Source organism: Halobacterium litoreum, assembly GCF_021233415.1.
Classification (GTDB): domain Archaea; phylum Halobacteriota; class Halobacteria; order Halobacteriales; family Halobacteriaceae; genus Halobacterium; species Halobacterium litoreum.
Genome location: NZ_CP089466.1, coordinates 1,286,699 through 1,309,372 on the forward strand (window position 1 = coordinate 1,286,699; position 22,674 = coordinate 1,309,372).

Consider the following 22,674-nt stretch of genomic DNA (forward strand, 5'->3'; position numbering starts at 1 on the left):
GTAAAACGCCGGGGTTCAGACGCCCGGTACGCCGAGCGCGTCGAAACTCGCGACGCCCAACACCGCGAGCACGTACAACACCACGAGTGACGCCAGCCAGGCCACGAGCGCGACGAGAATCGCGTTCACCCAGCCGCCGGGATACCGGCTGTTGATGACCCAGACGTACGCCGCGAGCGTCAACAGCGCGCCGAGGAACGGAATCCACCCGAGCAGGAAGCCGACGACTGCCCAGACGATTGCGCCGATGAGTGCCGTGACGACGGCGTGCCCGAAGTCGTCCACGTCCGCGACGACGCGGCCGCCGACGTAGATGCCGAACGCACCGACGAGCAGGCTCACCGCGAACACGACCAGCGAATCGAGGAAGCCCACCGGCTCCTGTTGGGCGAGTGCGGCGGCGAGAACCTCGGGGAGTGTCATACCCGGAGTTCGCGGGCGACGGCCTTTGCAATGGAGTGCTTAGATGGACTCGGAACCGGCTAACTAGCGGTTACTGTTTTTTGCCACGGATTCTGATTCGACTCGGTATTCCTTGTTAAGAACTACGAACAGGTTTAGTCCGAGAACAAGCGAGCAGATGAACGCCACGAGCATTCCAACGGAAAGACTCAGCTGGGGGAGCAAAGGGGTAGCCAATCGGTTTGTGATAATCCCTGTCGCGGTGCCTACAGAAACTGCAAGTACAGCCGTAGTTACGTATTGTACGAACTGCAGGCTTTCGTCGGTCTCGGCGAGGTATCGTTCGAAATCGAACCGATCTGGCAGGGACTGAATCCCAATTCTCACCATGTAGACTGGCGCAAGTGCGCTGGCGAATAGGACAACCACGGAACTACTGAGGGCACTCTGGGAGGCAATTACGGCACCCGCTCCAAGTCCCGCAAACCAGAGTACAATAACACTAACTACCGTCACCACTCGCTCCTTCACGTCGAATGATTCCAGCATCTATTACGCAGTAAGAACTAGTGTGCCTGCGACCCCAGGGCCAAATGTAGCCGCCGCGACCAACAACAATCCACCGCCTACGACAAGCGCCTTCTTCTCGTTGTTTGCAACCCAATTCGTGACATCAGTTGCTAATGACTCGATTGGTCCTTCGTAGTTCTGTGGTTCCTCTATAAGATTCGCTCGACGTGTCTTCATGTCACATTGGAATTTCTTCGCATACCCACTTGATTCATTGCCACCCCAGAGGCAGCCAGTGTTCATATTCACCCCCATCCACATATCGAAGCTCACGCCTGAGCTGAAGTCATGCAGAGTTGCTGTGGTGTAGTTTAGTGTAGGTGTATGGCCGCTTGGACAACTCACGCAGGGCTGTTGTCCAATACTGAAGGTTTCGCCCAAGCCCTGCACGCAAGCTTCCTGATTCTCTGTGGTGTAACAAAGATCAATTGGATAACTTCCAGGATTGTCCGCGTTTATGACCAGATTCAATGAATCTTCAGCTTCCTCTCGGTGGGCAATCCACTCGGAATCTGTATCAAACCCGTATTCCATACTTGGTCCAGGTACGTGCTTGTCTGGATCTGGGTTAGGAATAGATTGGTCTGGTGAGCCAGTCACGGAACCAACTGCACCAACGCTCAAGCCGGAACCAACTGCTGCTCCTAAACCGAGCTTCTTCAGAAGTGTTCTTCGTTTACTCTGCGAACGTGTCTGTCTGTTGTCTTTAGACATATATACAGAATGCAGATGGGTGATTATAAATATATTTTAGAATGTTTAATTAAAATATTCTAATATATTATAAATATGAAGGTCCAATCTAGTGAGGGCACGCTTAAGGCCCGCCCGCCACTCTCGTCGGGCATGGAACTACGGGACCTCTCCGACCACGTGGAGTACCGGGCCGGTCGGGGCATCGAGGAGGTCGCGCGCGAACTCGGGCGCGACCCCTCGGAGTTCGTGAAACTCTCCTCGAACGAGAACCCCCACGGCCCGAGTCCGAAGGCGGCCGACGCCATCCGGGCCGCGGCGTCGGAGGTCCACCGCTACCCGAAGGCCGTCCACGCCGACCTGACGGCGAAGGTGGCCGACCGGTGGGACGTGACCGACGAACAGGTGTGGCTGGCGAACGGCGGCGACGGCGCGCTCGACTACCTCGCGCGGGCGATGCTCGACCCCGACGACACCGTGCTCGTGCCCTCGCCCGGCTTCACGTACTACGGGATGAGCGCGCGCTTCCACCACGGCGACGTGGCGGAGTACCCTGTCGCGGAGCGCGACGGCGAGTTCGCGCTGGACGCCGAGAGCGTCCTCTCTGCCTACGACGGCGAGCGCGTCGTCTACCTCACGAGCCCCCACAATCCGACGGGCGCGCGCTTCACGCTCGACGCGGTGCGAGACATCGCCGACGGCGTCGACGACGCGCTCGTGGTCGTCGACGAGGCGTACGGCGAGTTCGCCGACGGGCCGTCGGCGGTCGAACTGCTCGACGAGCGCGACGATATCGCAGTGCTGCGAACGTTCTCGAAGGCGTACGGGCTGGCGGGCGTCCGCCTCGGCTACGCGCTCGTCCCCGAGTCGTGGGCCGACGCGTACGCTCGCGTGCAGACGCCGTTCGCCGCGAGCGCCGTCGCCTGCGAGGCCGGCCTCGCCGCGATGGACGACGACGCACACGTCGAGCAGACCGTCGAGAGCGTCGAGTGGGGCCGCGAGTACGTCCACGACGAACTCGACGCGCAGACCTACGAGAGCCACGGGAACTTCGTGCTCGCGAACGTCGGCGACGCCGAGGCCGTCACGGAGGCCGCGAAGCGAGAGGGCGTGCTGATTCGGGACTGTTCGAGTTTCGGTCTGCCCGAGTGCGTCCGCGTCACTATCGGCACCCGGGAGGAGACCGAGCGCGCCGTCGCCGTGCTGAACGAGGTGCTGGACGCGTGAGAGTCGCGCTCACCGGCACGCCGGGGACAGGGAAGACGACCGTCTCGGAACTGCTCGACAGCGACCTCGACGTCGTCCACGTCAACGCACTCGTGGAGGACGAGGGCCTCTACAGCGAGGTCGACGAGGACCGCGACAGCAAGGTCGCGGACATGGAAGCCGTGCGCGAGTGGCTGGCCGGCGAGGACGACGTACTCGTGGAGTCCCACCTCGCGCACCTCGTGGACGTCGACCGGGTCGTCGTGTTGCGGTGTGCGCCGGACGAACTCGAAACACGGCTCACCGAGCGCGGCGAGTCGCCCCGGAAAGCCGAGGAGAACGCGGAGAGCGAGGCGCTGGACGTGATTCTCTCGGAGGCCGTGCGCATCCACGGCGAGTCGAAGGTCTACGAAGTGGACACCACCGGTCGCACGCCCGAGGACGTCGCCGCGGACGTGGACGCCGCAATCGCGGGCGACCGAGAGCCGTCGGCGGGCGACGTGGACTTCACGGACTACCTATGACCCTCGACCAACTCCGTCCCGTGGCGAACCGCCTGCTCGCGCCGTGGGTCCGGGGCGCGAAAGCCGTCGGCGCGACGCCGAACAGCGTCAGCGTCGTCGCGTTTCTGCTCGCAGTCGGTGCAGGCGTCGCGTTCTACGTCGCGACGCCGCTCGCGTACGGCGCGGGCGCCGTGCTCGTCTTCCTGAACGGCTGGCTCGACCTGCTGGACGGCGCGCTCGCCCGCGAACTCGGCACCGACTCGGAGGCCGGCGACCTGCTCGACCACGTCCTCGACCGGTACGCCGACGTGGTCGTGGTCGCCGGCCTGGCCGCCGGCATCGCGCGCTTCGACCTCGGCCTCGCCGCCGTCACCGGCGTCCTGCTCACCTCCTACCTCGGCACGCAGGCCGAAGCCGTCGGCCTCGACCGCGTGTACGGCGGTCTGCTCGGGCGCGCCGACCGCCTCGCGCTCGTCGGCGTCACTGGCGCCGTCTCGGTTTCCGTCTCCTCGGTCGGCGGCTACTCGCCAGTCGCGTACCTGCTCGGCCTGTTCGCGGTCGTCGGCCACCTGACCGCTGTCCAGCGGTTCGTCTCCGCGTGGCGGCAACTCGCCTGACCGGGCGTGCCATTTAAGCGTGCCCCAGAGCAAGAACTGGGTATGGTTCAGTGCGAGATGTGTGGCGCGGACGTTCCGAACCCGAAGACCGTGAAGGTCGAGGGCGCGGAACTGGACGTCTGCGACGACTGTGCCGACTTCGGCACGGAAGTCAAACAGGAGTCCACCAGCACCACCAGCACGAAGTACTCGACGTCTTCCTCGTCGGGCGGGTCCTCGAAGTCCACGTCGTCGGGTGGCTCCGGCGGGTCCTCGGGCGGCCGGCGCCGCCGCGACATGTTCGACGAGATGGAGGAGGTAGCGAGCGACTACGACCAACGCATCCGGTCGGCCCGCGAGAGCGAGGGGCTCAGCCAGGAGGACCTCGCGCAGGAACTCAACGAGAAGGCGAGTGTCATCCGGAAGCTCGAACGCGGCGACAGCCTCCCGAGCGACGACGTCCGGGAGAAACTGGAGAAACACCTCGGCATCTCCCTGACCGAGTCCGGCGGCGGGGACGGCGACGAGGAGTGGTCGTCGTCCAGCGACAGCGCGGGGCTGACGCTCGGCGACAAGGTCAAGCGCAAGAGCGACGACGGCTAGGAACTTTTTTCGACCCGGCAGTCCCTCTCTGTGACGTGTTCGTACTCGTCAATCTGAAGGCCTACCCCTGCGACCCGGTCGCGGTCGCGGAGGCCGCCGCCGACGTCGCCGCCGAAACCGACACCACCATCGCCGTCGCGCCGCAAGCCGCGGACCTCGCCGCGGTCGCCGAGACGGGCGCGACGACGTACGCTCAGGACGTCAGCCCCGTGGAACACGGCAGTCACACGGGGTCGACGCTCGCGGAGCGCGCCGCGGCGAACGGCGCCACGGGCACCCTGCTCAATCACTCCGAGTGCCGCCGCAAACTCGCGGACATCGACGCCGGCCTCGACGCCGCCGAGCGCGCCGACCTCGACACCGTGGTCTGTGCGAACAACCCCGAGCAGATAGCGGCCGCCGCGGCGCTCGGCCCGGACGCCGTCGCCGTCGAACCCCCGGAACTCATCGGCACCGGGACGCCGGTCTCGCAGGCCGACCCCGACATCGTGGAGGACGCCGTCGCCGCCGCCGAAGCCGTCGACCCCTCGGTGGACGTCTACTGCGGCGCCGGCATCAGCACCGGCGACGACCTGGAAGCCGCGGGCGACCTCGGCGCGACGGGCGTCCTGCTCGCCAGCGGGGTCGCGAAGGCCGACGACCCGCGCGCCGCGCTCGAAGACCTCGTCGCACCGCTCGCCTGAGAACGGTCGAAACGCCGAAGGGCCGTCTCCGCGAGGCCCCTGTATGTCCGAGAGAGACGTGGTCCTGTTCGGTATCGCCCTGATTCTCGCCTCCGGCTTCTTCCACGTCGCGGGGCTTCTCATGCCCGGAGACACAAATCCCGTGTTCGTCTACGGGATTCTCGGCGGTCTCGTCGTCTCGCTTCTCGGGACGGTGGCGAGCGTGACCGACGAGTCGAACTGAGAGATTCGCCCCGACGCCACGCTTTATGCGACGTGCCACCGATTCGCGTGCATGGGTTCCGAACGCGTGGCAGTCGTGACGGCGGCGGGGCGAGGCATCGGCGAGGCGTGCGCGCGGCGACTGACCGAGGACGGCTACACGCCCGTCCTGTTCTCGAAGTCCGGGGCGGCGGTCGACGTGGCCGAGGATTTGGGCGGCGTCGGCTTCGAGGGGTCGGTGACCGACCCGGCGGACCTCGAAGCGCTCGTCGACGCCGCCGTCGAACGCTACGGGCGCGTGGACGCGGTGGTGAACAACACCGGCCACCCGCCGACCGGCGACCTGCTCGACATCGGGGACGACGAGTGGCACGACGCCCTCGACCTCGTGTTGTTGAACGTCGTGCGGACGGCCCGCCTCGTCACGCCGGTGATGCGCGAACAGGGCGGCGGGAGCCTCGTCAACATCTCCACGTTCTCGGCGTTCGAGCCGAGTGCGGACTTCCCCGTCTCGTCTATCCTCCGGGCGGCGCTCGGCAGTTTCACGAAACTGTACGCCGACCGGCACGCCGCGGACGGTATCCGGATGAACGCGGTGCTCCCGGGCTACGCGGACAGTTACGAGGTGGACGACGAGACCAGAGCGCAGATTCCGATGGGCCGTCCGGCGGCCACCGAGGAGATTGCCGACGCCGTCGCCTACCTGGCGTCCCCGAACGCGAGTTACGTCACCGGGCAGAACATCCGCGTGGACGGCGGGCTGACGCGCTCGGTCTGATTACCTCGGGTCGATTACGTACCCGTCGTCGCGCTCCCGGAGGACGCCGCCGTCTTCCAGTTTCACGATGTAGCCCGTCGGCTGGCTGAGGCGCTCGTGGGCGGCGTCCGTGCGCGCGAGGCGGCCGACGACCTGCGCGGAAGGCGGTTTCTGGGCGGCGCCGCAGTCGTAGACGGTCAGCAGTTCGCCGCCGTCCTCGGCCTCGTAGACGACGACGTGGGCGTGCCGGTCGAGTCGCCACGCGCCCTCGCCGACCTGCGGGAGTTTGTTCACGACCGGGCGTTCGCCGGCGGCGGGCAAAAACCTACTCGAACTCGCCGAGCGACGCCTGTCCGTCCGTGTCGTCCTCGCCGCTATCGCGCTCCCAGTCTCGGTTGCGGTCGCTCTCGGTCGCGCCCTCGCGGTCCGCGAACCCGGTGAGGCTGGCTTGCTCGCGCTCCGAGAAGTCCAGATTCGAGACGCGAACGCCGACCTTCCGCACGGACTCGTCGGCGAACTCCCCGAGCAACTCTTGGGTCACTTCGTCCACGAGATCCGGGTCGTCGACGGGACCGGGGAGTGACTCGGCGCGCGTGTGGACGTCGAACGGCGGCGTGACGACCTTCACGCCGATGGTTCGGTAGAACGCGTCCTTCCGGGTGGCGCGGTCGGCGACCGCCTCGGCGAGCGTCGCGACCTGCTCGCGAACGCGCTCGAAGTCGTCGGTCGCGCCGTCGAACGCCGACTCGCGGGAGAGACTCTTGGGCTTCCCGCGGGGTTCGACCGGGCGGTCGTCCTCGCCGCGGGCGCGTCGGTGGAGGTCGCGGCCGCGCTCCCCGAACTCGTCGGCGAGCTCGTAGGGGTCTGCGTCGGCGAGGTCGCCCGCCGTCTCGATGCCCATCTCGCGGAGTTCGCGGGCGCGCACCGGCCCGACGCCGTGGACGTCGGCCACGTCGATTGGCGCGAGGAACTCGCGGACGTCGTCCGGGCGGACGACCACGAGACCGTCGGGCTTGTCGTGGTCGCTCGCGAGTTTCGCGGTGCTCATGTCGGGCGCGACGCCGACGCTCGCCGGCACGCCGACCTCGCGAGCGATGCGTTGCTTGACGTGCCGGCCGAACCCTTCGGCGACGTCCCACGCAGTCCTGTCGGTCACGTCGAGGTACGCCTCGTCGATGCTCACCTCCCGGACGGTGTCCCCGAGTTCGTACAGAATCTCCTTGACCTCGCCACCGACGTCCTGATAGCAGTCCATGTCCACTGACCGGTAGTAGCCGGCGTCCGGGTCGTCCGGATGCTCGGCCTTCCGCGGGAGGCTGTCGAGCGCCGAACCGATTGCCTGCGCGCTCTCGACGCCGTACTCGCGAGCCTCGTAACTCGCCGTGGCGACCGCGCCCACCGTCTCGCCGGGCTCGTACCCCATGCCGACGACGACTGGTTCGCCCTCCAGACTCGGGTCCTTGAGGCGCTCGCAGGACGCGTAAAAGCAGTCCATGTCGACGTGCAGGACGATGCGCTCCTCGCGTTCGGGCGCGCCGGGGAGCCGTTCGCCTGCGGGCATACTGTTCGGTCAGTCGGCGCGTCGGATGACGCTTACGCCAAGTCGCCCTCGACGTAGGTGTCGTCCTCGCGCGCGAGTTCGAGGGCGTGCTTCGCGCCCATGCCGGCGTCGTGCGGGGAGACGCCGCGGCCGACGCCGACGCGCAGGTCGACGTTCGCCGTCTCGCGGACGTGCTGGATGGCGGCGTCGTAGTCGTCGTCGGTGAGGTCCGGGCAGACCGCGATGATGTTGTCGCCGCCGACGAAGAAGGAAAGCGAGTCGTGGGCGGCGTGCATGTGCTTCATGAGTTCGGCGTAGCCCTGCTCGATGTTGACAAAGGAGGAGAACGCGTCGAGTTCGTCGGTGTACTTGCCGGTGGCGTCGACCACGTCGAAGTGCGCGATTTGGACGTCGTCGTCGGTGCGTTCGGCCTCGTCGATGGGTTGGCCGAGGAGGGCTTCGCGGCGGTCGGCGTCCTGTGCGCTCCCCTGGTCTTGGAGCGCGGCGGTGGCGTTCACGAGGGCGTCGGCGGGCGACGCGCCGGTGCCGATGGAGAGGCTGACGGTGACCGGGTAGCGGTTCCGGATGGACTCCTGAATCCGGGCGTGGTCTTCGAGGTCGAGGCCGTTCGTGACGGCGAGCATGTTGTCGAAGCGCGTGAAGAATACGTAGCCGTCGCGCATCCCGAACGCCTGCGAGAGGTCGGCGTACAGCCGGGACTGCATGGTCTGGAGGTCCACTTCCCGGCGGGGGGCGGGCGTCACGGTCCACGGGCCGTAGTTGTCGAGTTGGACGAGGGTGACCTGCGTGTTCGTCACGGTTGTCCGTCACTCCACGCGGCGCAAGTATATCAGTTTTGGATTGCGTTCCAGAACTGTTCTGGCAGAGTCAGTACGGTCGCGACACGGACACCTCGTCGGCGTCCTCGCATTTCACGTGTGCGTCGAACGGCGGCTTCAGGCGCGCCAGCGACTGGGAATCGTGGGCGACCGGGTCGACGTGGAAGTGCGCCGTCGCGTCCTCGGTCGAGACCTGCTGGGTGATTACGCGCAGGAACCGAAACAGCGTCCGCACCGAGTTGTACTCCGACAGTTCGGTGAGCGAATCGAAACAGACCACCGCGTCGTTCGGGCTCGACGCCGCCCCGTCGAAGAAGTCCCGAATCGCCATCCCGAGTCCGGTGAGGTCGTTCGGGTTGACGCTCCGAACGTGCGCACCGTTCCGCCGGCCCTCGCGGCGGTCGGTCTCGCTCAACCGCACGAGGCCGAGATTCGACCCCGCGGACACTAGTTGGTCGCCCCACGCGTCCAGCCACGGCCCCGGCCGCGAGAACGTCACCACCAACACGTCCGTCTCCCTCTCGGTCAACCCGGACAGCAGCATCTCGTGGATGCGTTCGTCCGCCGACGACGCCCCGTCCTCCAACACGAGGATGTTCGACGCGTCAGCCAACTGCTCTGTCAGCGAATCCGACATCTCACTCACTGTCTACTACCTCGCGAACCGCGTCGAGGGCGCCCTGAATCGAAACCGAGGGTTCCAACGAGACGTAGAGCCCGGCGTCGTCACCGACGACCCTGAGCACGGTCGCACGGTCCATCACCGCCACGAACGCGTGGACGTTCCCGAGTTCTCCGTAAATCTCCTCGTAGAGTTCCTGCTGAGTGAAATCCAGTCGGTAGTCGCTGTGCAGTTCGTCGGCGAGTTCGCCGAACGCGTCCGGACCGCCCAGTTCGTCGACTACGTCGTCGCGGATGTACAACAGATTGTACCGCTGTTCGTCGTACTCGACGAGCGTCCGAAGGTCGTCGCCGGCAACGTCGTCGATGGCGGACGCAACCTCAGCGTCGTCGAACGCCGTCAACTCCGGCTCTTGGCGGAGTTCAATCACAACCGTATCTGGCGGTTTCGCGCAAAAAGGTTTGCGCCCGAACGAATCCGCCTGGGCCGCCACCACAGACGCCGGCCGTGTCAAGACATATCATCCGCGAGCACCAAGTACTCGCGTGACCCGACGCCACCACACGCGCCGCGGCGTCCTCCAGACTGGCTTCGCTCTCGGCCTCGGGAGCGCGCTCGCCGGCTGTCTCGCGAGCGCACCCGACCGGCCCGAGGACACCGCGGACGCGACGGCAGACGGAGACACGACCGACTCGACGCCCACCGACGGCGTCGGCACCGAACTCGTCGCGTCGGGCTTCACCGCACCCCTCGGCGTCGAGTTCGCGCCCGGCGACACCGAGAACGCGTACGTCGTCGACCAGACCGGCGTCGTGCGCGTCGCGACACCCGACGGCGTCCGCGACGAACCGCTCCTCGACGTGCGCGACCGGATGGTGTCGCTGTCCGGCTACGAGGAACGCGGCCTCCTGGGCGCCGCCTTCCACCCCGATTATCCCGACGACCCACGGCTGTTCGCGCGGTACAGCGCCCCGCTCGGAGACGGCGCGCCGAGCGGCTACAGCCACACGTTCGTCCTCTCGGCGTTCACCGTCGACGGCGGGCGCGCCGACCCCGCGAGCGAACGCCGCCTCCTCGAACTCCCCCAGCCACAGTCCAACCACAACGCCGGCAGCGTCGTCTTCGGCCCCGACGGCTACCTCTACGTCGGCACCGGCGACGGCGGCGGCGCGAACGACACCGGCCGCGGGCACGTCGACGACTGGTACGACGCCAACGCCGGCGGCAACGGCCAGGACACCGAACGGAACCTCCTCGGGAGCGTCCTCCGCATCGACGTGGACGGCAGCAGCGACGGCAGGCCGTACGCGATTCCCGACGACAACCCTCTCGTCGGCGAACCCGGCCTCGACGAACAGTACGCGTGGGGCTTCCGGAACCCGTGGCGGATGTCGTTCGCCGACGGCGACCTCTACGTCGCGGACGTCGGCCAGAACCGCTTCGAAGAGGTGAGCGTCGTCGAACGCGGCGGGAACTACGGCTGGAACGTCCGCGAAGCCACGCACTGCTTCAGCGCGTCCTCCCCGAACAGTCCGCCCGAGAACTGCCCGCGCGAGACGCCCGACGGCGACCCGCTGCGCGACCCGGTCATCGAGTACTCGCACTCGGGCGGCGCCGTCTCGGGCATCTCCGTCATCGGCGGCTACCGCTACACCGGCGACGCCGTTCCCGCGCTCTCGGGCGAGTACGTGTTCGGCGACTGGCGCTCGAACGGCGACGTGTTCGTCGCCACGCCCACGGACGACGGTCTCTGGCCGACCGAAGCCGTGTCGCTCCGGCACGACGGCGACGTGCCGCCCCGCGAGTACCTCCTCGCGTTCGGGCGCGACTACGACGACGAACTCTACGTTGCCACCACCGGCAGCGCCACCCCGACCGGGTCCAGCGGACGCGTTCACAGACTCGTCTCGGCCTGAATTCGGTCTCCCTGGAGGACACAGTACGGCGGAGCCGGGGCGACGACCACCATGGCCACCCAACCCCACCCTCAAGTTTTTTAACATGTACCCTCACGTAGGGGTGTATGCGACGACGTCGAGTACTGCAGACGGTGGGGGCATCGGGGGCGGCGCTTTTTTCGGGTTGCGGGAGCACGCCGCTGGGGAGTCTGAACAGCAAACCGCCGTTGGGGAAGTTGGACGTCAGTTTCACGGACGTCCGAAAACCGGACTTCGGGGTGACGTCGCTGACGATGCCGCTGATTCTGGAGTTCCACAACCCCGCCGGGCAGGCGATTCCCGATATCTCGGGGGATTTCGACCTCCAGGTCAACGGTGAGCGCATCGCGACCGACGAACTGACGATCAATAAACTGGAACCCGGCGAGCGAACGCCCCACCAGGTGGACGTGCTGGTCAAATACGGCAACACGACCGACGCAGTCCTCAATCTCCTTCAGGAAGGGGCGTTCGCAGCGACACTCGACATGGAACTGAACGCCGGCGGTGCGAGTCGCTCGCTGGTCGTCTCCACGTCCAACGACTGAGTGGCCGGCGGAGTGGCTACTTCGTCAAGCCGATGAGACTACCAGTGAAGACGCCGGCGCCACCGGCCGCCGTAACGTAGAGGCCGATTCCGGCTTCGTAGGTGACCTCGAAGAACCCGGCGTCCACGTTACTGGTCCCCTGCGCCGGCTCCATGATGTACATGATTGCGATGCCCGCCGTAACGAGACCGGCGAGGACGCCAGGCACGTTTCCAGTAAAGAGACGCCGTCATTCTGAACTCGTTGAAATACCTGTAACTCCGGGATTGAGGCCTTCCAACCCTCATCTTTTGTACCTGTCTGGCCTGGCTACTGGTAATGGACTGGCAAGAGCGCTTGGACTCCGGGGCGGATATGCTCCGCCAGCAGGCGGTTCGGATTCCACTGCCGGACGCGGAATCCGAACGAACGCTCCACGAAAATATGGCGCGCATCGCGGACGCTGGCGACCGAAAGCGCGCGTTACTCGACGACCCGGACGTCCCGTTGACCGAGGTCTACGAGGACGAACTGGACGACATGAGACAGAGCTTCGAACACCGCTTGCTGCAGGTCGCCGGCGAGGACTACTACGACGTCGCGACCGCGTACATGGACGGCGAACGCGACGACTGGATCGGCGCCCTCGCCGCATACTATCTGGAGTGCTATTACCGCTTGCAGGAACGCTACACCGTCGACGAACAGTTCTTCTTCCTCGTGATTCTGCGATACCCCGACTGTTTCACGGTGAACCTCAGTTTCCTCACCGGTGACATCGACTCGGACGGGGTCCGGTACGAGTCCGCCACGCACGGCGGCGGCGACCTCACCGACAGTGACCGAGAACAGTACTACGCAGACAGCCAGTATTCGCAACACGAGGCCGCGGAGTACCTCCGCGGGCAAATCGGCTGTATTCGGGACGCGTTCCCCGACCCGGACTCGACCCCGGTCGAGGAGCGCCGCTACGGCGGCTTCGTCCACATCACTGGCCGGGATGGAGCGAAGTTCGCAGAGATACTCGACTCACTCTCACCGGACCCAGACCGGTTCGACGGCGAGGCTTCGACCCCCGGCCTCGTCCCGGAAGGACCGGAAGCCAGGCGCGCGAAACAGCAGTACTTCACCGACGTCGAGATCGCGATCTGATAGTCGCGACTACGCTCGAGATACAGGAGGGCAGGCGGACTGGCGTTGTTCGCGAATGTCGGCGTCCATCTCCCCGGCCACCTCCTCCTGCGTCCCGTCGTCGATACTGTCGACGCCGGCGCCGGCCTCCGGGAGGGCACGGACGCCGCAGCGGGCGCTCGCGACGCGCGCAAGCAGATGAAAGAGGACGTCGGCGCTCGGTGACGCTCTACGACAGTAGCGTTCTCATCGACTACCTCGACGGCCGCGACGACGCCGTCGCCCCGCCACTCGTGCTCTACGAGGTGTTCAAATCCGGGCCCGCGGACTTCGACGCCGTCGACGGCGCCCTGGAGTGGCTCGTCGTCCTCGACGAGACACCGGAACTCGCGCGCGCCGCCGCCGAACTCCAAGACGACCTCGCGAACAGCGGGCAAGCACTGAGCGCACGCGACACCTACATCGCCGGCAGCGCGAAGGGACCCGGCGAACGGCTCGCCGCCTCGAACGCCGACTTCGACGTACCCGGCATCACCGACGCACTCGACGTCGATATCGTCTGAGAAGACCGCCTTCTGCCGTAGGGTGGTCGCTCACGCGCACCACCTCCGGTTCGAGAGCCGGATGGCTGGTGCTGGTTCGAGTGAAGTTGAAAGCGACAAAACGCGCCGCTTTACTTATAAATGGTATGGGGCCGGAGGGATTTGAACCCCCGATCGACTGATATCTCCGGTGCGCCTCGGAACTCCAGAGGGTCGTCAGTGCGGCCGATGATCAGTCGGCCGCTCGGTATACCAGTGGAGTTTCGTCCCGGGCGCGTGACCTCTGGAGTCAGTCGCCATTCCTGGCTTGGCCACAGCCCCGTGCGTCCCACCGTACGGCGATTCGCCCCAAGAGGGTTTCGATTCGGTGGTGGGGCGGCACAAGACCGAGGTGGATGGGTGGCGTACTGCCGGGGCGTGATTGCGCGAGTCTGGCGCGGCTGGACGGAGCCGAGTGACGCGGACGAGTACGAGGCGTTCGTCACCGAGACGGTGTTCGCGGACGCCCGCGGGGAGATTCCGTCGCTCGTGGACTTCGAGGTGTGGCGGCGGGACGCCGGCGACGAGGTCGCGTTCGTGACCGTGGCGCGCTTCGAGTCCTGGGACGGCGTCGAGGCGTTCGCGGGCGAGGAGTACGAGTCGGCACACGTGCCCGACCGGGCGGCGGCGTTGCTCTCGCGGTACGAGTCGACCGTGACACACTACGAGGTTCGCGGGTAGCGATTGGTCTTTCCGGGTCGGCGACGAAGCCCGGTGCATGACCGAGTACCCCGTCGTGGTGCGGGAGATTGGCGGACAGAACCGATTGGGCGTGGAGGACGCAGACGAGTTCGAGGCGGACCTGCGGGAGGTCGTCGCGGAGGGCTACGAGCGCGTGGACGTCGAGAGTTGCGAGGACGGCGAACAGGTGGGGACGGTGGTCGCAGCGAGCGAGACGGAGATAGCGACGGTCCGCTGGCGGGATTAGGTCTCGCGTTCGCTCCAGTCGCAGTCCTGGCACTTGTAGCCGGTGACGAACTCGGTGACCGAGGGCATGTAGCCGACCGAGAGCACGTCGCCGCCGCAGTCGGGGCAGTCGCGGTCGGCTTCGCTGATGGGTTCGGCGTCCATCACGGAGTCGCCTTCGACGAGTTCGGCGAGTTTCTTCGGCGTGACCATGCGGCCCTGCACGACCCGGTTGTCGGCCATGGCTGTCCGGAGACGGCGGCGACGGTAAAATGCTTCTGTGGGCGGGTTACGGATTCAGAGCCACGGCGCGCGCTCTTCGGCGCCGTCCTCGCCGGGGTAGCCGTACGCGGGTTCGTCGGTGTCGGGGTCGCTGCCACCGTCGGTGGCGGACGTGACGCCGCGCGGGTCGGCGGGGCCGTCGTCGGCCGGCGGGGCCGACTGCGTGTCGGCGCCGCCGGAGACTTCGTCGGCGACGTCGTCGGGGTCGAACGCAAGCAGGCCGGCGACGCCGAAGACGAGCAGGGGCGCTTGGGACGGGACGAGGTGGAAGATGGAGAGCGCGAGCGTCGCGAGCGCGACCGCGCTCCCGAACCGGAAGCGGTCGATGTCGACGATGCGCCGGAGGAACGGCTGGAGCGCGACGACGGCGAGCGCGAAGCCGACGGCGACGCCGCCGGCGGCCGCGGCGTGGAGCAACAGCGTGGTGTCGTACTGGACCTTCAGCGCGACGTTCTCGGGCTGGAAGCTCGCGAGGAAGCCGAGGCCGATGATGATGCCGGGCGAGGGGAGGTACTCGCCGATGGTGGAACTCGCCGTCTTCGCGGCGATGGCGAGGATGACGAGCGCGGCGAAGCGCTCGAACGTCGGCACGTCGACGATGGTCTCGATGGTCGGCGCGAGCGCGGCTTCGACGGCGGCGACGACGATGAGGGGGACGCCGACGATGAGGACGCTGGCGACCTGCTCGCGGGGGTCTTCGTCCATTTCCGCGAGGATGACTGCGAGCGTGGCGCTGCCACCGAAGACGAGCAGGCCGACCTGCGCGACGCCGGTCCACGTTTCGAGGCCGCCGGCGAGGACGAGCGCGGCGAAGATGCCGTCCACGAGCGGCAGCAACATCACCGTAGCGAGCAGCTTGGTTGCGCCGCCGACCCGCTGCTCGAGGCGGAGCGCGATGGGGTGACGTGAGCTACTCATGGACTACGCGGTCAACTCGGGTCTGGGCGTGGTCCGGTCGGAGCGGCGATACGCGCGTGCGGACGCCGGCATTCCGAGTGGGAGTCGGGCCATCAGTTTCCCGATAAATGTGCGTACGCCGGTGGAGAATTCACTGTAGTTGCCGGCGATGCAGTCTGCATCGGGACTGATGGAGTCCATACGCCAAAACACAGGGGTCGGGAGCATAAAGATTGCGTGAGAAGGAGCCACATGTGGTGTGACATCCAAGCCAGGGTTTAAATAACGGCTTTCTCACCCTCGGTATTTCTCACCGAACGTCGATAACACGCCGAGTAGTTGCAGCCAGTTTGCACGTTCGTCGACTCGCGAACCCGAAAGTGGACGACTGTCTACCTCCTCGACCCACATACACGTTCGTGCGTGTGTCGGCGAAGTGTGTCGAGTATTCACACCACGTTCGCCCAATCTCGCAACGCTTTTGCCGCGGGCGCCGCGACGGTTTACATGGCGAACGACTCGTCCACCGACGGCCGATTCTCCGAGAAACTCCGCGTTCCCGAAGCGCTCACGTTCGACGACGTGCTCCTCCGTCCGAGCGAGAGCCGCGTCGAACCCGACGACGCCGACGTCTCCACGAGCGTCTCCACGAACGTCGACCTGAACGTTCCCATCCTCTCGGCGGCGATGGACACCGTCACCGAATCAGGGCTCGCCATCGCGATGGCCCGCGAGGGCGGTCTCGGCGTCCTCCACCGCAACATGGACACCGACGCGGTCACCGCCGAAATCGAGCGCGTGAAACGCGCCGACGAACTCGTCATCCGTCGCGAGAACGTCGTCACCGCGTCCCCCGACCAGACTATCGACGACGTGGACGCGATGATGAGCGCCGAGGGCGTCTCCGGCGCGCCCGTCGTCGACGGCGACGACGAAGTGCTCGGCATCATCTCCGCGACGGACATCCGCCCGTACCTCGAAGTCGGCGAGTCCGACACCGTCCGCGAGGCGATGACCGACGAGGTCGTCACCGCGCCCGAGGACGTCACCGCCCGCGAAGCGCTCGAACTCATGTACGAGCACAAGATCGAGCGCGTCCCCATCGTGGACGACGGCCGCCTCGTCGGCCTCGTCACGATGCAGGGCATCCTCTCCCGGCGCGAACACGAAAACGCCGCGCGCGACGACAACGGCCGGCTCCGCGTCGGCGTCGCCGTCGGCCCGTTCGAGGACGACCGCGCGACCGCCGCCGACGAGGCGGGCGCGGACGTGCTGTTCATCGACTGCGCGCACGCGCACAACCGGAACGTCATCGACTCCGCCCGCGACATCCAGCAGAGCGTCGACGCGGACGTCGTCGTCGGGAACATCGGCACCCGCGAAGCCGCCGAAGCGGTCGTCGACTTCGCTGACGGCGTGAAAGTCGGCATCGGGCCGGGCTCTATCTGCACGACGCGGGTCGTGACGGGCGCCGGGATGCCCCAGATTACGGCCGTCTCCGAGGTCGCCGACGTGGCCGTCGAGGAGGACGTGCCGGTCATCGCGGACGGCGGCATCCGGTACTCCGGCGACGCCGCGAAGGCCATCGCCGCGGGCGCCGACGCCGTAATGTTGGGTTCGTACTTCGCGGGCACCGACGAGGCGCCGGGCCGCGTCATCACGATGAACGGGAAGAAGTACAAGCAGTACCGCGGCATGGGGTCGGTCGGCGCGATGCAGTCCGGCGGCGGCGACCGCTACCTCAAGGAAGAACAGGAAGACGAGGAGTTCGTCCCCGAGGGCGTGGAGGCGGCGACGCCGTACAAGGGGTCGCTGGCGTCCGAACTCCACCAACTCGTCGGCGGCATCCAGTCCGGGATGGGGTACGTCGGCGCCGAGACAGTGCCCGCGTTCAAGCAGGAGGCCGAGTTCGTCCGCGTCTCCTCGGCGGGCCAGACCGAGGGCCACCCCCACGACGTGATGATTACGGACGAGGCGCCGAACTACAGCCCGCAAAACGAGTAGGTCACGACCAGCCGCTGCCGACGGTCTCGCAGCGCGGACTGCAGTAGCCGCTGTCGGCCGCGTTCGCGTCCGGGTGGGCGCGGAACGTTCGCTCGCACTGTCGGCACTCGTAGTTCTCGTAGGCCATACCCGAACTGTTGGCGAGTAGACGTGAAACCAGTTTCGTCCAGTTAGGAGCCGTCGCCGGTGACGACGACCGGGCGGTCGGTGTTCAGGATGACCGACTGCGTGACGCTCCCGAAGATGGCTTTCCCGGCGGGCGAGCGCTTCCGGCCACCGAGGACGATGGCGTCGACGTCGTACTCCTCGGCGTCGTCGAGGATGTCGTCGGTGGTGTCCCCGGAGTCGTCCCGGACCTGCACCTCGACGCCGGCGTCTTCGAGGTGGTCGCGGGCTCGGCGCACCGACTGGATGCGGTCGGCGGTCTTGAACTGCTGGAGGTCCGACGGCAGGTCCTCGGCGTCCCCCGTGAACACGAACAGCAGTATCGCTTCGACTTCCTCGTCGGCGGCCGGCAGGTCGGTCACGTAGCGTGCTTGCGCGAGCGCGCGGTCCACGTCGTCGTCGACCGGAACCAGTACGCGGTACATGCGCGGGGAGACGCCGGTCTCGCGTATAAAACTACGGCCCGATTCCCTTGGTGTGGCGGGCGACGCGGCCGCCGGACGCCGACGCGGCCCGCGACGGGACAGTACCGCCGCCGCCGTCAAGTATTTGTGAACGTGTACCATGGTCTGAGTCGCATCGCCATGCAACCGTGCCAAAACTGTCACGCGGCCATCGACGAGTACATCCTCGACAAGAAACTCGAGCCGTTGCGCGACCTCACAGTCGACGACTTCAACGTCTGTGCCGACTGTACGACTGTCGTTGCGGATGCGTGCGTGGAGTGTGGCGGCGCGGTCTACGTCCCCAGAAGCGCGACCGAAACCCCGGACTACTGTCCGGCGTGCCGGTCCGACCTCATCTCCCGGACGGGAGACGACCCCGGCTGGACCCGCGACCCGGTGACCACCTGACCGGCGTCACTGCGCGCGGTCGTACAGCCGGCGGAACGCGGTCGGCGGGACTCGGAGTTCGACCCGACTCGGCGGCCGGCCCTTCCCGTCTCGCCGTTCGGACTGGACGCGTTCGACGATGCCCGCTTCGGCCATCTCGTAGAGGTATCGCTTCACGGTCCCGCGAGTGAGGTCGACGTCCGGGCGGTCGCTAATCGCCTCCGTGGTCGCGCTCACCGACGCCCGGTCCGCGGCGTCGAGCGCGACGAGGTGGCCCAACACCAACTGCTTGTTCGCCGGGAGCGCGAGCGCGCGAGCGAGCGACGCCGACGGCTGCGGAATCTCCGCGACGGCGGCGTCGACGTCCCGCTCGGAGACGTGTGTCCGGTCGGCCCGACTCGCTCGGACGGCCGCGACGAACAGCGCCGCGAGCGCGTCGTGAGCGTTCCCGTCGGCCCACGCCGCGATGCGTCGCGCGAGTCGGTGGTCGAGGGCCCGCCGGGCGAGCGCCGCCGACGCCCGCGTCATCAACACGTCCACGAGCATCTGTCGCTGGTAGGCGTCGACCCGAATCGACGTCGCCGTGTACTCGGTGAGTCGCGTCTCCTCGGGGTCGTCGCGCCCGACGGCGAGCCAACTGACGTTGCTCGGGAGACCGGCGAACAGTTCCACGAGGCCGTCCGTGTCCGCAGTGTCGGGTTCGCTGACGTGGTCCACGGCGACGACGACGCCACTCCGGGACGCGCCGAGCAGGTCGTGTAAGCGGTCTCTGAGCGTCTGCGTGCTGACGCCGTGTTCCGGGACGGCGTCCTCGGCGAGCGCGTCGAGCACGCGGTGGTAGAACGCGAACTCGCTGGTCGTCTCCCGCAGGTCGACGTAGACGAACCCCGGTGACGGCGGGGAGGCCGCGCGCGTGCTCGTGTGGATGACCGACCCCGTCTCCGAGGACAGCCGCCCGAGGTGCGTGACCAGCGCCGTGACGACGGCGGACTTCCCCGCGCCGAACGGCCCGTGGACGTACGCGTTCGGCGGGAGCGTGCCGTCGAACACGGGGTCGAGGTGGTCGAGTAACCGCTCGAACACCGGGCCGCGGTCCGACGGTTCGGCGACGTGCGCGACCGGCGACAGCGACTCGTCGTCGCGAATCAGTCGTCGCTCGTCGTTCCGGCGTTGCCGTCGTCGTATTCTCGCGTCGAGGTCCATGTCAGGCCGAGGTGCGCGTGACCGCGGTTTCCGACCACACGGGCAAAAGGCGTCCGGTCGCCCCGAGCCGACGCACGCGAGTGCGGGCCATCGGGGCGGTCAGAGACCGAGGTAGCCGCTGTTCGGGATGACGCCGACGAGGTACAGCACGCCGACGCCCACCATCACGACGGTAATCGCCATCGCCGGCGGGTCGACGTGGGTGCCCGAGTGCGAGTAGAGCACGCGTTGCGTGAACTCGCCGACGAGGCCGCTGATTGCGCCGAGCGCGCCCGCGGCGAGCAACGCGACGAGCGCGCTCTCGGTCATCGGGAGCGCGACGATGGCGCCGACCGACCCCATCAGCGTCATGTGGTGGGTGACGGGAATCTTCTCGACGCCGAGTTCGAGGAACAGGAGACTCATCGCGGAGATGGCGTACCCCATGAAGATGCTCTCCGTCTGGAGCCAGATGTACCCCGAGAGGACGCCGCCGACCAGACCGATTGCGGCGACCCCCGCCCACTTGTACTGGTGGGGGAGCCACGGTTCGGTCGCGAGTCGGTCGGCTTGGGCGGTGCCGCCGTCGGTGGCCGCGCGTTTCTCGCCGCGCTCGAACGGCGTCATGTCGAGGTAGCCCGACCCGGCGGGCGACCCGACGAGGGGATAGCCGAACGCGAGGCGCGCGAGCAGCGCGGTCAACACGACCGAGAGCGCGATGCCGTCCGTCGGCACGCCGAGGCCGCCGGAGACGCGCGTGATGAGCATCCCGACTGCGCCGAAGATTGCGCCGACCGCGAGGATGTCGGGCTTGGTGCCGAACGCGTACAGGATGTTCTTCCCGAAGTGGTAGTCCCAGCCCTCGGGTTCCATCTCGGGGTACTTCTTGCCCGCGTACGCCGACGCCGCGACGCCGCCCGCGAACGCGATGTGCGGGCCGGTGATGGCGCCGAACCCGATGACGCCGGTGATGCCCGCGGCGAGTTCGCCCTCAGGGACGGCTTCGAGGCCGGCGACCTGCCGCTGGAGAATCGCGACGCCCTCGCCGAGGAAGACGACGAACCCCGTGAAGATGAACGCGGGGAGCGCGCCGATGGCGGCGCCGAACGCGCCGCCCGCCAGCGCCGTGATGAGGAGGATGACGAACGGTTCGAGTTCCATGCCGATGACCGGAATCGTCTGCGCGACGGGGTACATCGGTCACGCCTCCTCGTCCTCGCGCGCCCAGTCGAGCGAGCGCTCGACGGCGTCGCCCCAACGGCTGTATTTCTTGTCCGCGTCTCGCTCGCTCATCTCGGGGTCGAACTCGCGTTCGACCTGCCAGTTCTCGCGGAGTTCGTCGAGGCTCTCCCAGTAGCCGACGGCGAGACCGGCGGCGTACGCCGACCCGAGCGCGGTCGTCTCGTCGACCTCCGGGCGGACGATGTCGGTCTGGATGATGTCGGCCTGGAGTTGGCAGAGGAAGTTGTTCTTCACCGCGCCGCCGTCCACCCGGAGCGTCGTCGTGTCGACGCCGGAGTCGGCCTCCATCGCCTCCGCGATGTCCCGCGTCTGGTACGCGATGGATTCGAGGGTCGCCCGTACGATGTGTGGTTTCCGGGTGCCCCGGGTCATGCCGACGAGTGTGCCGCGGGCGCGCCCGTCCCAGTGTGGCGCGCCGAGGCCCGTGAACGCCGGAACCATGTAGACGCCGTCCGTCGAATCCACGGAGCGAGCGAGTTCGGCCGTCTGCGCCGCGTTGTTGATGAGGTCGATGTCTTCGAGCCACTCGATGGCGGCGCCCGTGACGAAGATGGAGCCCTCGAGTGCGTACTGAACCGGTTCGTCCGAGAGTTGGAAGCCGATGGTCGTCAGGAGGCCGTGCTCGGACTCGACGGCGTCGTTGCCCGTGTTCATCAGGTAGAACGACCCGGTGCCGTACGTGTTCTTGGCGTCGCCCGCGTCGAAACACGTCTGTCCGAACAGCGCCGCCTGCTGGTCGCCGAGCGCGCCCGCCACCGGGACTTCGGCGCCGAGGAAGCCGTCCGGGTCGGTGGTGCCGTAGAAGTCCTCGTCGGAGGACGGCCGGACTTCCGGGAGCATCTCCTCGGGCACGTCGAACTCCTCTAGGAGGTCGTCGTCCCACGCGAGGTCCCGGATGTTGTACAGCATCGTCCGGGAGGCGTTCGAGACGTCCGTGACGTGGTTGCCCGTGAGGTTGTAGACGAGCCACGAGTCGATGGTGCCCATCAGGAGTTCGCCGTTGCGCGCGCGCTCCCGGAGGTCGCGGGTGCGGGAGGTCTCCAGTTTCAGGGGTTCGGCGTTGTCGAGAATCCACTCGGCTTTCGTCGCCGAGAAGTAGGCGTCACACTCCAGGCCGGTCTTCTCGCGTATCTCCTCGACTTTGCCCGCCTCCTGAAGTTCCTCGACGCGGTCGGTGGTCCGGCGGTCCTGCCAGACGAGCGCGTTGTGGACGGGTCGGCCGCTGTCGGCGTCCCAGACGACGGTGGTCTCGCGCTGGTTCGTGATGCCGAGTGCTTCGAGTTGGTCGGCGTCGAGGCCGGCGTCGTCGAGGCCGTCGGTGACGACGGTCTGCGTGTTCTCCCAGATTTCGACCGGGTCGTGTTCGACCCAGCCGGGTTCGGGGTACACCTGTTCGTGTCGTTCGTAGGCGTTGGCGACGACGCGGCCGTTCCGGTCGAAGACCATGAATCGGGTGCCCGTCGTCCCCTGGTCGATGGCGCCGACGTATGTGTCTGGCATGGGTGTGTGCTCCGTCGGGCGGCGAACGCGTCGTTCCGGCCGCCGTCGTGCTAACTGTTGTCGTAACACACAATAAAAATTACTCGTGGTTCCGGGGTTAAGGTAAAGATAACCGGTGGCCGGGCTGCGGCCCGCGTCGCCGCCACGTCACCGGATAACACGGAGAGGCGAACGCGAATCACGGTTCGAGCCGCGAGAGAGCCGAACGCGACGTCGCCGTCTAGTTCGCCGGCCAGCAAACCGTTCGCACGCGCCGCCCCGCAGTCGAACGC

32 protein-coding genes and 1 tRNA gene are annotated in these 22,674 nt (G+C 67.1%); 16 read left to right on the plus strand and 17 right to left on the minus strand.

The annotated features are described in order from the left end of the window. Window positions 1-15 precede the first annotated feature (15 nt). The 3 genes from LT972_RS07075 to LT972_RS07085 all read right to left on the minus strand — a co-directional run bounded on the left by LT972_RS07075 (window position 16) and on the right by LT972_RS07085 (window position 1,686). On the minus strand, window positions 16-423 hold the full coding sequence (locus LT972_RS07075) for a hypothetical protein (protein ID WP_390226262.1): 408 nt from the start codon (window positions 421-423) through the stop codon (window positions 16-18). 63 nt (window positions 424-486) lie between these two features. Further along, window positions 487-933: a hypothetical protein gene (locus LT972_RS07080; protein WP_232572499.1), complete on the minus strand. Its 447-nt coding sequence runs from the start codon at window positions 931-933 to the stop codon at window positions 487-489. A 21-nt stretch (window positions 934-954) separates the two neighbouring features. Next, a complete protein-coding gene (locus LT972_RS07085; RefSeq protein WP_232572500.1) occupies window positions 955-1,686 on the minus strand; it encodes a hypothetical protein in 732 nt (243 codons plus the stop codon). Window positions 1,687-1,818: 132 nt separating this feature from the next. Here LT972_RS07085 and hisC point away from each other — a divergent pair, with 132 nt between their 5' ends. Genes hisC through LT972_RS07120 form a run of 7 tightly spaced genes read left to right on the plus strand, consistent with a single transcriptional unit; the run spans window position 1,819 to window position 6,235 of the window. Next, window positions 1,819-2,892: a histidinol-phosphate transaminase gene (hisC, locus tag LT972_RS07090; protein WP_232572501.1), complete on the plus strand. Its 1,074-nt coding sequence runs from the start codon at window positions 1,819-1,821 to the stop codon at window positions 2,890-2,892. Further along, window positions 2,889-3,395 carry an adenylate kinase family protein gene (locus tag LT972_RS07095; RefSeq protein WP_232572502.1) on the plus strand — a complete coding sequence of 169 codons (507 nt, stop codon included), beginning with the start codon at window positions 2,889-2,891 and terminating at the stop codon, window positions 3,393-3,395. Before hisC ends, LT972_RS07095 begins: the two co-directional genes overlap by 4 nt. Next, entirely contained in the window at window positions 3,392-3,991 is a 600-nt protein-coding gene (locus LT972_RS07100) for a CDP-alcohol phosphatidyltransferase family protein (RefSeq protein WP_232572503.1), read from the plus strand. Before LT972_RS07095 ends, LT972_RS07100 begins: the two co-directional genes overlap by 4 nt. A 42-nt stretch (window positions 3,992-4,033) precedes the next feature. Continuing rightward, window positions 4,034-4,573, plus strand: a complete 540-nt coding sequence (locus LT972_RS07105) for a multiprotein bridging factor aMBF1 (protein WP_232572504.1) — start codon at window positions 4,034-4,036, stop codon at window positions 4,571-4,573. A 35-nt stretch (window positions 4,574-4,608) separates the two neighbouring features. Further along, the gene (tpiA, locus tag LT972_RS07110; RefSeq protein ID WP_232572505.1) at window positions 4,609-5,256 is read left to right on the plus strand and encodes a triose-phosphate isomerase; all 648 of its coding nucleotides are present in this window, start codon (window positions 4,609-4,611) and stop codon (window positions 5,254-5,256) included. 43 nt (window positions 5,257-5,299) lie between these two features. Beyond that, window positions 5,300-5,479 carry a hypothetical protein gene (locus LT972_RS07115; protein ID WP_232572506.1) on the plus strand — a complete coding sequence of 60 codons (180 nt, stop codon included), beginning with the start codon at window positions 5,300-5,302 and terminating at the stop codon, window positions 5,477-5,479. 51 nt (window positions 5,480-5,530) lie between these two features. Beyond that, window positions 5,531-6,235: an SDR family oxidoreductase gene (locus LT972_RS07120; RefSeq protein ID WP_232572507.1), complete on the plus strand. Its 705-nt coding sequence runs from the start codon at window positions 5,531-5,533 to the stop codon at window positions 6,233-6,235. On the opposite strand, the gene LT972_RS07125 is transcribed toward LT972_RS07120, so the two are convergent. From LT972_RS07125 to LT972_RS07145, 5 genes are all read right to left on the minus strand, one after another. Then, window positions 6,236-6,508, minus strand: a complete 273-nt coding sequence (locus LT972_RS07125) for a hypothetical protein (protein WP_232572508.1) — start codon at window positions 6,506-6,508, stop codon at window positions 6,236-6,238. A gap of 31 nt (window positions 6,509-6,539) precedes the next feature. Then, a complete protein-coding gene (gene dinB, locus LT972_RS07130) occupies window positions 6,540-7,775 on the minus strand; it encodes a DNA polymerase IV (protein WP_232572509.1) in 1,236 nt (411 codons plus the stop codon). 32 nt (window positions 7,776-7,807) lie between these two features. Continuing rightward, window positions 7,808-8,572, minus strand: coding sequence for a GTP cyclohydrolase III (locus LT972_RS07135; protein WP_232572510.1), 765 nt, complete (start codon window positions 8,570-8,572; stop codon window positions 7,808-7,810). A 70-nt stretch (window positions 8,573-8,642) separates the two neighbouring features. After that, a complete protein-coding gene (locus tag LT972_RS07140; protein ID WP_452176539.1) occupies window positions 8,643-9,230 on the minus strand; it encodes a DUF7504 family protein in 588 nt (195 codons plus the stop codon). 1 nt (window position 9,231) lies between these two features. Further along, window positions 9,232-9,645: a DUF7522 family protein gene (locus tag LT972_RS07145; RefSeq protein WP_232572512.1), complete on the minus strand. Its 414-nt coding sequence runs from the start codon at window positions 9,643-9,645 to the stop codon at window positions 9,232-9,234. 115 nt (window positions 9,646-9,760) lie between these two features. Between LT972_RS07145 and LT972_RS07150 the strand changes: the two genes are divergently transcribed. Both LT972_RS07150 and LT972_RS07155 read left to right on the plus strand, forming a co-directional pair. Beyond that, entirely contained in the window at window positions 9,761-11,131 is a 1,371-nt protein-coding gene (locus tag LT972_RS07150) for a PQQ-dependent sugar dehydrogenase (protein ID WP_232572513.1), read from the plus strand. Between the two features lie 107 nt (window positions 11,132-11,238). After that, entirely contained in the window at window positions 11,239-11,700 is a 462-nt protein-coding gene (locus LT972_RS07155; RefSeq protein ID WP_232572514.1) for a hypothetical protein, read from the plus strand. A gap of 16 nt (window positions 11,701-11,716) precedes the next feature. Here LT972_RS07155 and LT972_RS07160 read toward each other — a convergent pair whose 3' ends face one another. Further along, on the minus strand, window positions 11,717-11,908 hold the full coding sequence (locus LT972_RS07160) for a hypothetical protein (protein ID WP_232572515.1): 192 nt from the start codon (window positions 11,906-11,908) through the stop codon (window positions 11,717-11,719). Between the two features lie 110 nt (window positions 11,909-12,018). On the opposite strand from LT972_RS07160, the gene LT972_RS07165 reads away from it, so the two are divergent. Genes LT972_RS07165 through LT972_RS07175 form a run of 3 tightly spaced genes read left to right on the plus strand, consistent with a single transcriptional unit; the run spans window position 12,019 to window position 13,373 of the window. Continuing rightward, window positions 12,019-12,831: a hypothetical protein gene (locus tag LT972_RS07165; protein WP_232572516.1), complete on the plus strand. Its 813-nt coding sequence runs from the start codon at window positions 12,019-12,021 to the stop codon at window positions 12,829-12,831. A gap of 45 nt (window positions 12,832-12,876) precedes the next feature. Then, window positions 12,877-13,035 (plus strand): hypothetical protein, encoded by a 159-nt coding sequence (locus LT972_RS07170; protein ID WP_232572517.1) that lies wholly within the window; start codon window positions 12,877-12,879, stop codon window positions 13,033-13,035. After that, on the plus strand, window positions 13,032-13,373 hold the full coding sequence (locus tag LT972_RS07175) for a PIN domain-containing protein (RefSeq protein ID WP_232572518.1): 342 nt from the start codon (window positions 13,032-13,034) through the stop codon (window positions 13,371-13,373). Before LT972_RS07170 ends, LT972_RS07175 begins: the two co-directional genes overlap by 4 nt. Before the next feature lie 126 nt (window positions 13,374-13,499). On the opposite strand, the gene LT972_RS07180 is transcribed toward LT972_RS07175, so the two are convergent. Then, window positions 13,500-13,673: transfer RNA gene (locus LT972_RS07180), tRNA-Trp, on the minus strand. A gap of 78 nt (window positions 13,674-13,751) precedes the next feature. Here LT972_RS07180 and LT972_RS07185 point away from each other — a divergent pair. Both LT972_RS07185 and LT972_RS07190 read left to right on the plus strand, forming a co-directional pair. Further along, entirely contained in the window at window positions 13,752-14,072 is a 321-nt protein-coding gene (locus LT972_RS07185; RefSeq protein ID WP_232572519.1) for a hypothetical protein, read from the plus strand. 37 nt (window positions 14,073-14,109) lie between these two features. After that, window positions 14,110-14,319, plus strand: a complete 210-nt coding sequence (locus LT972_RS07190) for a hypothetical protein (protein WP_232572520.1) — start codon at window positions 14,110-14,112, stop codon at window positions 14,317-14,319. Here the strand turns inward: LT972_RS07190 and LT972_RS07195 are convergent. Continuing rightward, complete coding sequence (locus LT972_RS07195) at window positions 14,316-14,540, minus strand: DUF5795 family protein (RefSeq protein ID WP_232572521.1); 225 nt, start codon at window positions 14,538-14,540, stop codon at window positions 14,316-14,318. The two genes, LT972_RS07190 and LT972_RS07195, sit on opposite strands and share 4 nt — an antisense overlap. A gap of 54 nt (window positions 14,541-14,594) precedes the next feature. Further along, entirely contained in the window at window positions 14,595-15,497 is a 903-nt protein-coding gene (locus LT972_RS07200; protein ID WP_232572522.1) for a DUF5794 domain-containing protein, read from the minus strand. A gap of 486 nt (window positions 15,498-15,983) precedes the next feature. Between LT972_RS07200 and guaB the strand changes: the two genes are divergently transcribed. Next, a complete protein-coding gene (gene guaB, locus LT972_RS07205; RefSeq protein ID WP_232572523.1) occupies window positions 15,984-17,480 on the plus strand; it encodes an IMP dehydrogenase in 1,497 nt (498 codons plus the stop codon). 1 nt (window position 17,481) lies between these two features. Here guaB and LT972_RS14870 read toward each other — a convergent pair whose 3' ends face one another. Both LT972_RS14870 and LT972_RS07210 read right to left on the minus strand, forming a co-directional pair. Beyond that, complete coding sequence (locus LT972_RS14870) at window positions 17,482-17,607, minus strand: hypothetical protein (RefSeq protein WP_269780551.1); 126 nt, start codon at window positions 17,605-17,607, stop codon at window positions 17,482-17,484. A gap of 43 nt (window positions 17,608-17,650) precedes the next feature. Further along, a complete protein-coding gene (locus tag LT972_RS07210) occupies window positions 17,651-18,070 on the minus strand; it encodes a universal stress protein (protein ID WP_232572524.1) in 420 nt (139 codons plus the stop codon). A gap of 159 nt (window positions 18,071-18,229) precedes the next feature. Here LT972_RS07210 and LT972_RS07215 point away from each other — a divergent pair, with 159 nt between their 5' ends. After that, a complete protein-coding gene (locus tag LT972_RS07215; RefSeq protein ID WP_232572526.1) occupies window positions 18,230-18,499 on the plus strand; it encodes a DUF7571 family protein in 270 nt (89 codons plus the stop codon). Window positions 18,500-18,505: 6 nt separating this feature from the next. Here LT972_RS07215 and LT972_RS07220 read toward each other — a convergent pair whose 3' ends face one another. The 3 genes from LT972_RS07220 to glpK form a co-directional block, all read right to left on the minus strand. After that, window positions 18,506-19,681 carry a Cdc6/Cdc18 family protein gene (locus LT972_RS07220; RefSeq protein WP_232572528.1) on the minus strand — a complete coding sequence of 392 codons (1,176 nt, stop codon included), beginning with the start codon at window positions 19,679-19,681 and terminating at the stop codon, window positions 18,506-18,508. A gap of 99 nt (window positions 19,682-19,780) precedes the next feature. Further along, window positions 19,781-20,857 carry a hypothetical protein gene (locus LT972_RS07225; RefSeq protein ID WP_232572530.1) on the minus strand — a complete coding sequence of 359 codons (1,077 nt, stop codon included), beginning with the start codon at window positions 20,855-20,857 and terminating at the stop codon, window positions 19,781-19,783. Window positions 20,858-20,860: 3 nt separating this feature from the next. Further along, a complete protein-coding gene (gene glpK / locus LT972_RS07230; RefSeq protein WP_232572534.1) occupies window positions 20,861-22,402 on the minus strand; it encodes a glycerol kinase GlpK in 1,542 nt (513 codons plus the stop codon). Window positions 22,403-22,674: the final 272 nt, after the last annotated feature.

Excerpts from the sequence above, each read along its gene's own strand:
- LT972_RS07210 (WP_232572524.1), bottom strand. The coding sequence starts at position 18,070 with ATGTACCGCGTACTGGTTCCGGTCGACGACGACGTGGACCGCGCGCTC.
- LT972_RS07115 (WP_232572506.1), top strand. The coding sequence starts at position 5,300 with ATGTCCGAGAGAGACGTGGTCCTGTTCGGTATCGCCCTGATTCTCGCC.
- LT972_RS07190 (WP_232572520.1), top strand. The coding sequence starts at position 14,110 with ATGACCGAGTACCCCGTCGTGGTGCGGGAGATTGGCGGACAGAACCGA.
- LT972_RS07195 (WP_232572521.1), bottom strand. The coding sequence starts at position 14,540 with ATGGCCGACAACCGGGTCGTGCAGGGCCGCATGGTCACGCCGAAGAAA.
- LT972_RS07085 (WP_232572500.1), bottom strand. The coding sequence starts at position 1,686 with ATGTCTAAAGACAACAGACAGACACGTTCGCAGAGTAAACGAAGAACA.
- LT972_RS07105 (WP_232572504.1), top strand. The coding sequence starts at position 4,034 with ATGGTTCAGTGCGAGATGTGTGGCGCGGACGTTCCGAACCCGAAGACC.
- LT972_RS07165 (WP_232572516.1), top strand. The coding sequence starts at position 12,019 with ATGGACTGGCAAGAGCGCTTGGACTCCGGGGCGGATATGCTCCGCCAG.
- LT972_RS07220 (WP_232572528.1), bottom strand. The coding sequence starts at position 19,681 with ATGGACCTCGACGCGAGAATACGACGACGGCAACGCCGGAACGACGAG.
- LT972_RS07225 (WP_232572530.1), bottom strand. The coding sequence starts at position 20,857 with ATGTACCCCGTCGCGCAGACGATTCCGGTCATCGGCATGGAACTCGAA.
- LT972_RS07140 (WP_452176539.1), bottom strand. The coding sequence starts at position 9,230 with ATGTCGGATTCGCTGACAGAGCAGTTGGCTGACGCGTCGAACATCCTC.
- LT972_RS07155 (WP_232572514.1), top strand. The coding sequence starts at position 11,239 with ATGCGACGACGTCGAGTACTGCAGACGGTGGGGGCATCGGGGGCGGCG.
- LT972_RS07075 (WP_390226262.1), bottom strand. The coding sequence starts at position 423 with ATGACACTCCCCGAGGTTCTCGCCGCCGCACTCGCCCAACAGGAGCCG.
- LT972_RS07100 (WP_232572503.1), top strand. The coding sequence starts at position 3,392 with ATGACCCTCGACCAACTCCGTCCCGTGGCGAACCGCCTGCTCGCGCCG.
- LT972_RS07215 (WP_232572526.1), top strand. The coding sequence starts at position 18,230 with ATGCAACCGTGCCAAAACTGTCACGCGGCCATCGACGAGTACATCCTC.
- glpK (WP_232572534.1), bottom strand. The coding sequence starts at position 22,402 with ATGCCAGACACATACGTCGGCGCCATCGACCAGGGGACGACGGGCACC.
- LT972_RS14870 (WP_269780551.1), bottom strand. The coding sequence starts at position 17,607 with ATGGCCTACGAGAACTACGAGTGCCGACAGTGCGAGCGAACGTTCCGC.
- hisC (WP_232572501.1), top strand. The coding sequence starts at position 1,819 with ATGGAACTACGGGACCTCTCCGACCACGTGGAGTACCGGGCCGGTCGG.
- guaB (WP_232572523.1), top strand. The coding sequence starts at position 15,984 with ATGGCGAACGACTCGTCCACCGACGGCCGATTCTCCGAGAAACTCCGC.
- LT972_RS07200 (WP_232572522.1), bottom strand. The coding sequence starts at position 15,497 with ATGAGTAGCTCACGTCACCCCATCGCGCTCCGCCTCGAGCAGCGGGTC.
- dinB (WP_232572509.1), bottom strand. The coding sequence starts at position 7,775 with ATGCCCGCAGGCGAACGGCTCCCCGGCGCGCCCGAACGCGAGGAGCGC.
- LT972_RS07120 (WP_232572507.1), top strand. The coding sequence starts at position 5,531 with ATGGGTTCCGAACGCGTGGCAGTCGTGACGGCGGCGGGGCGAGGCATC.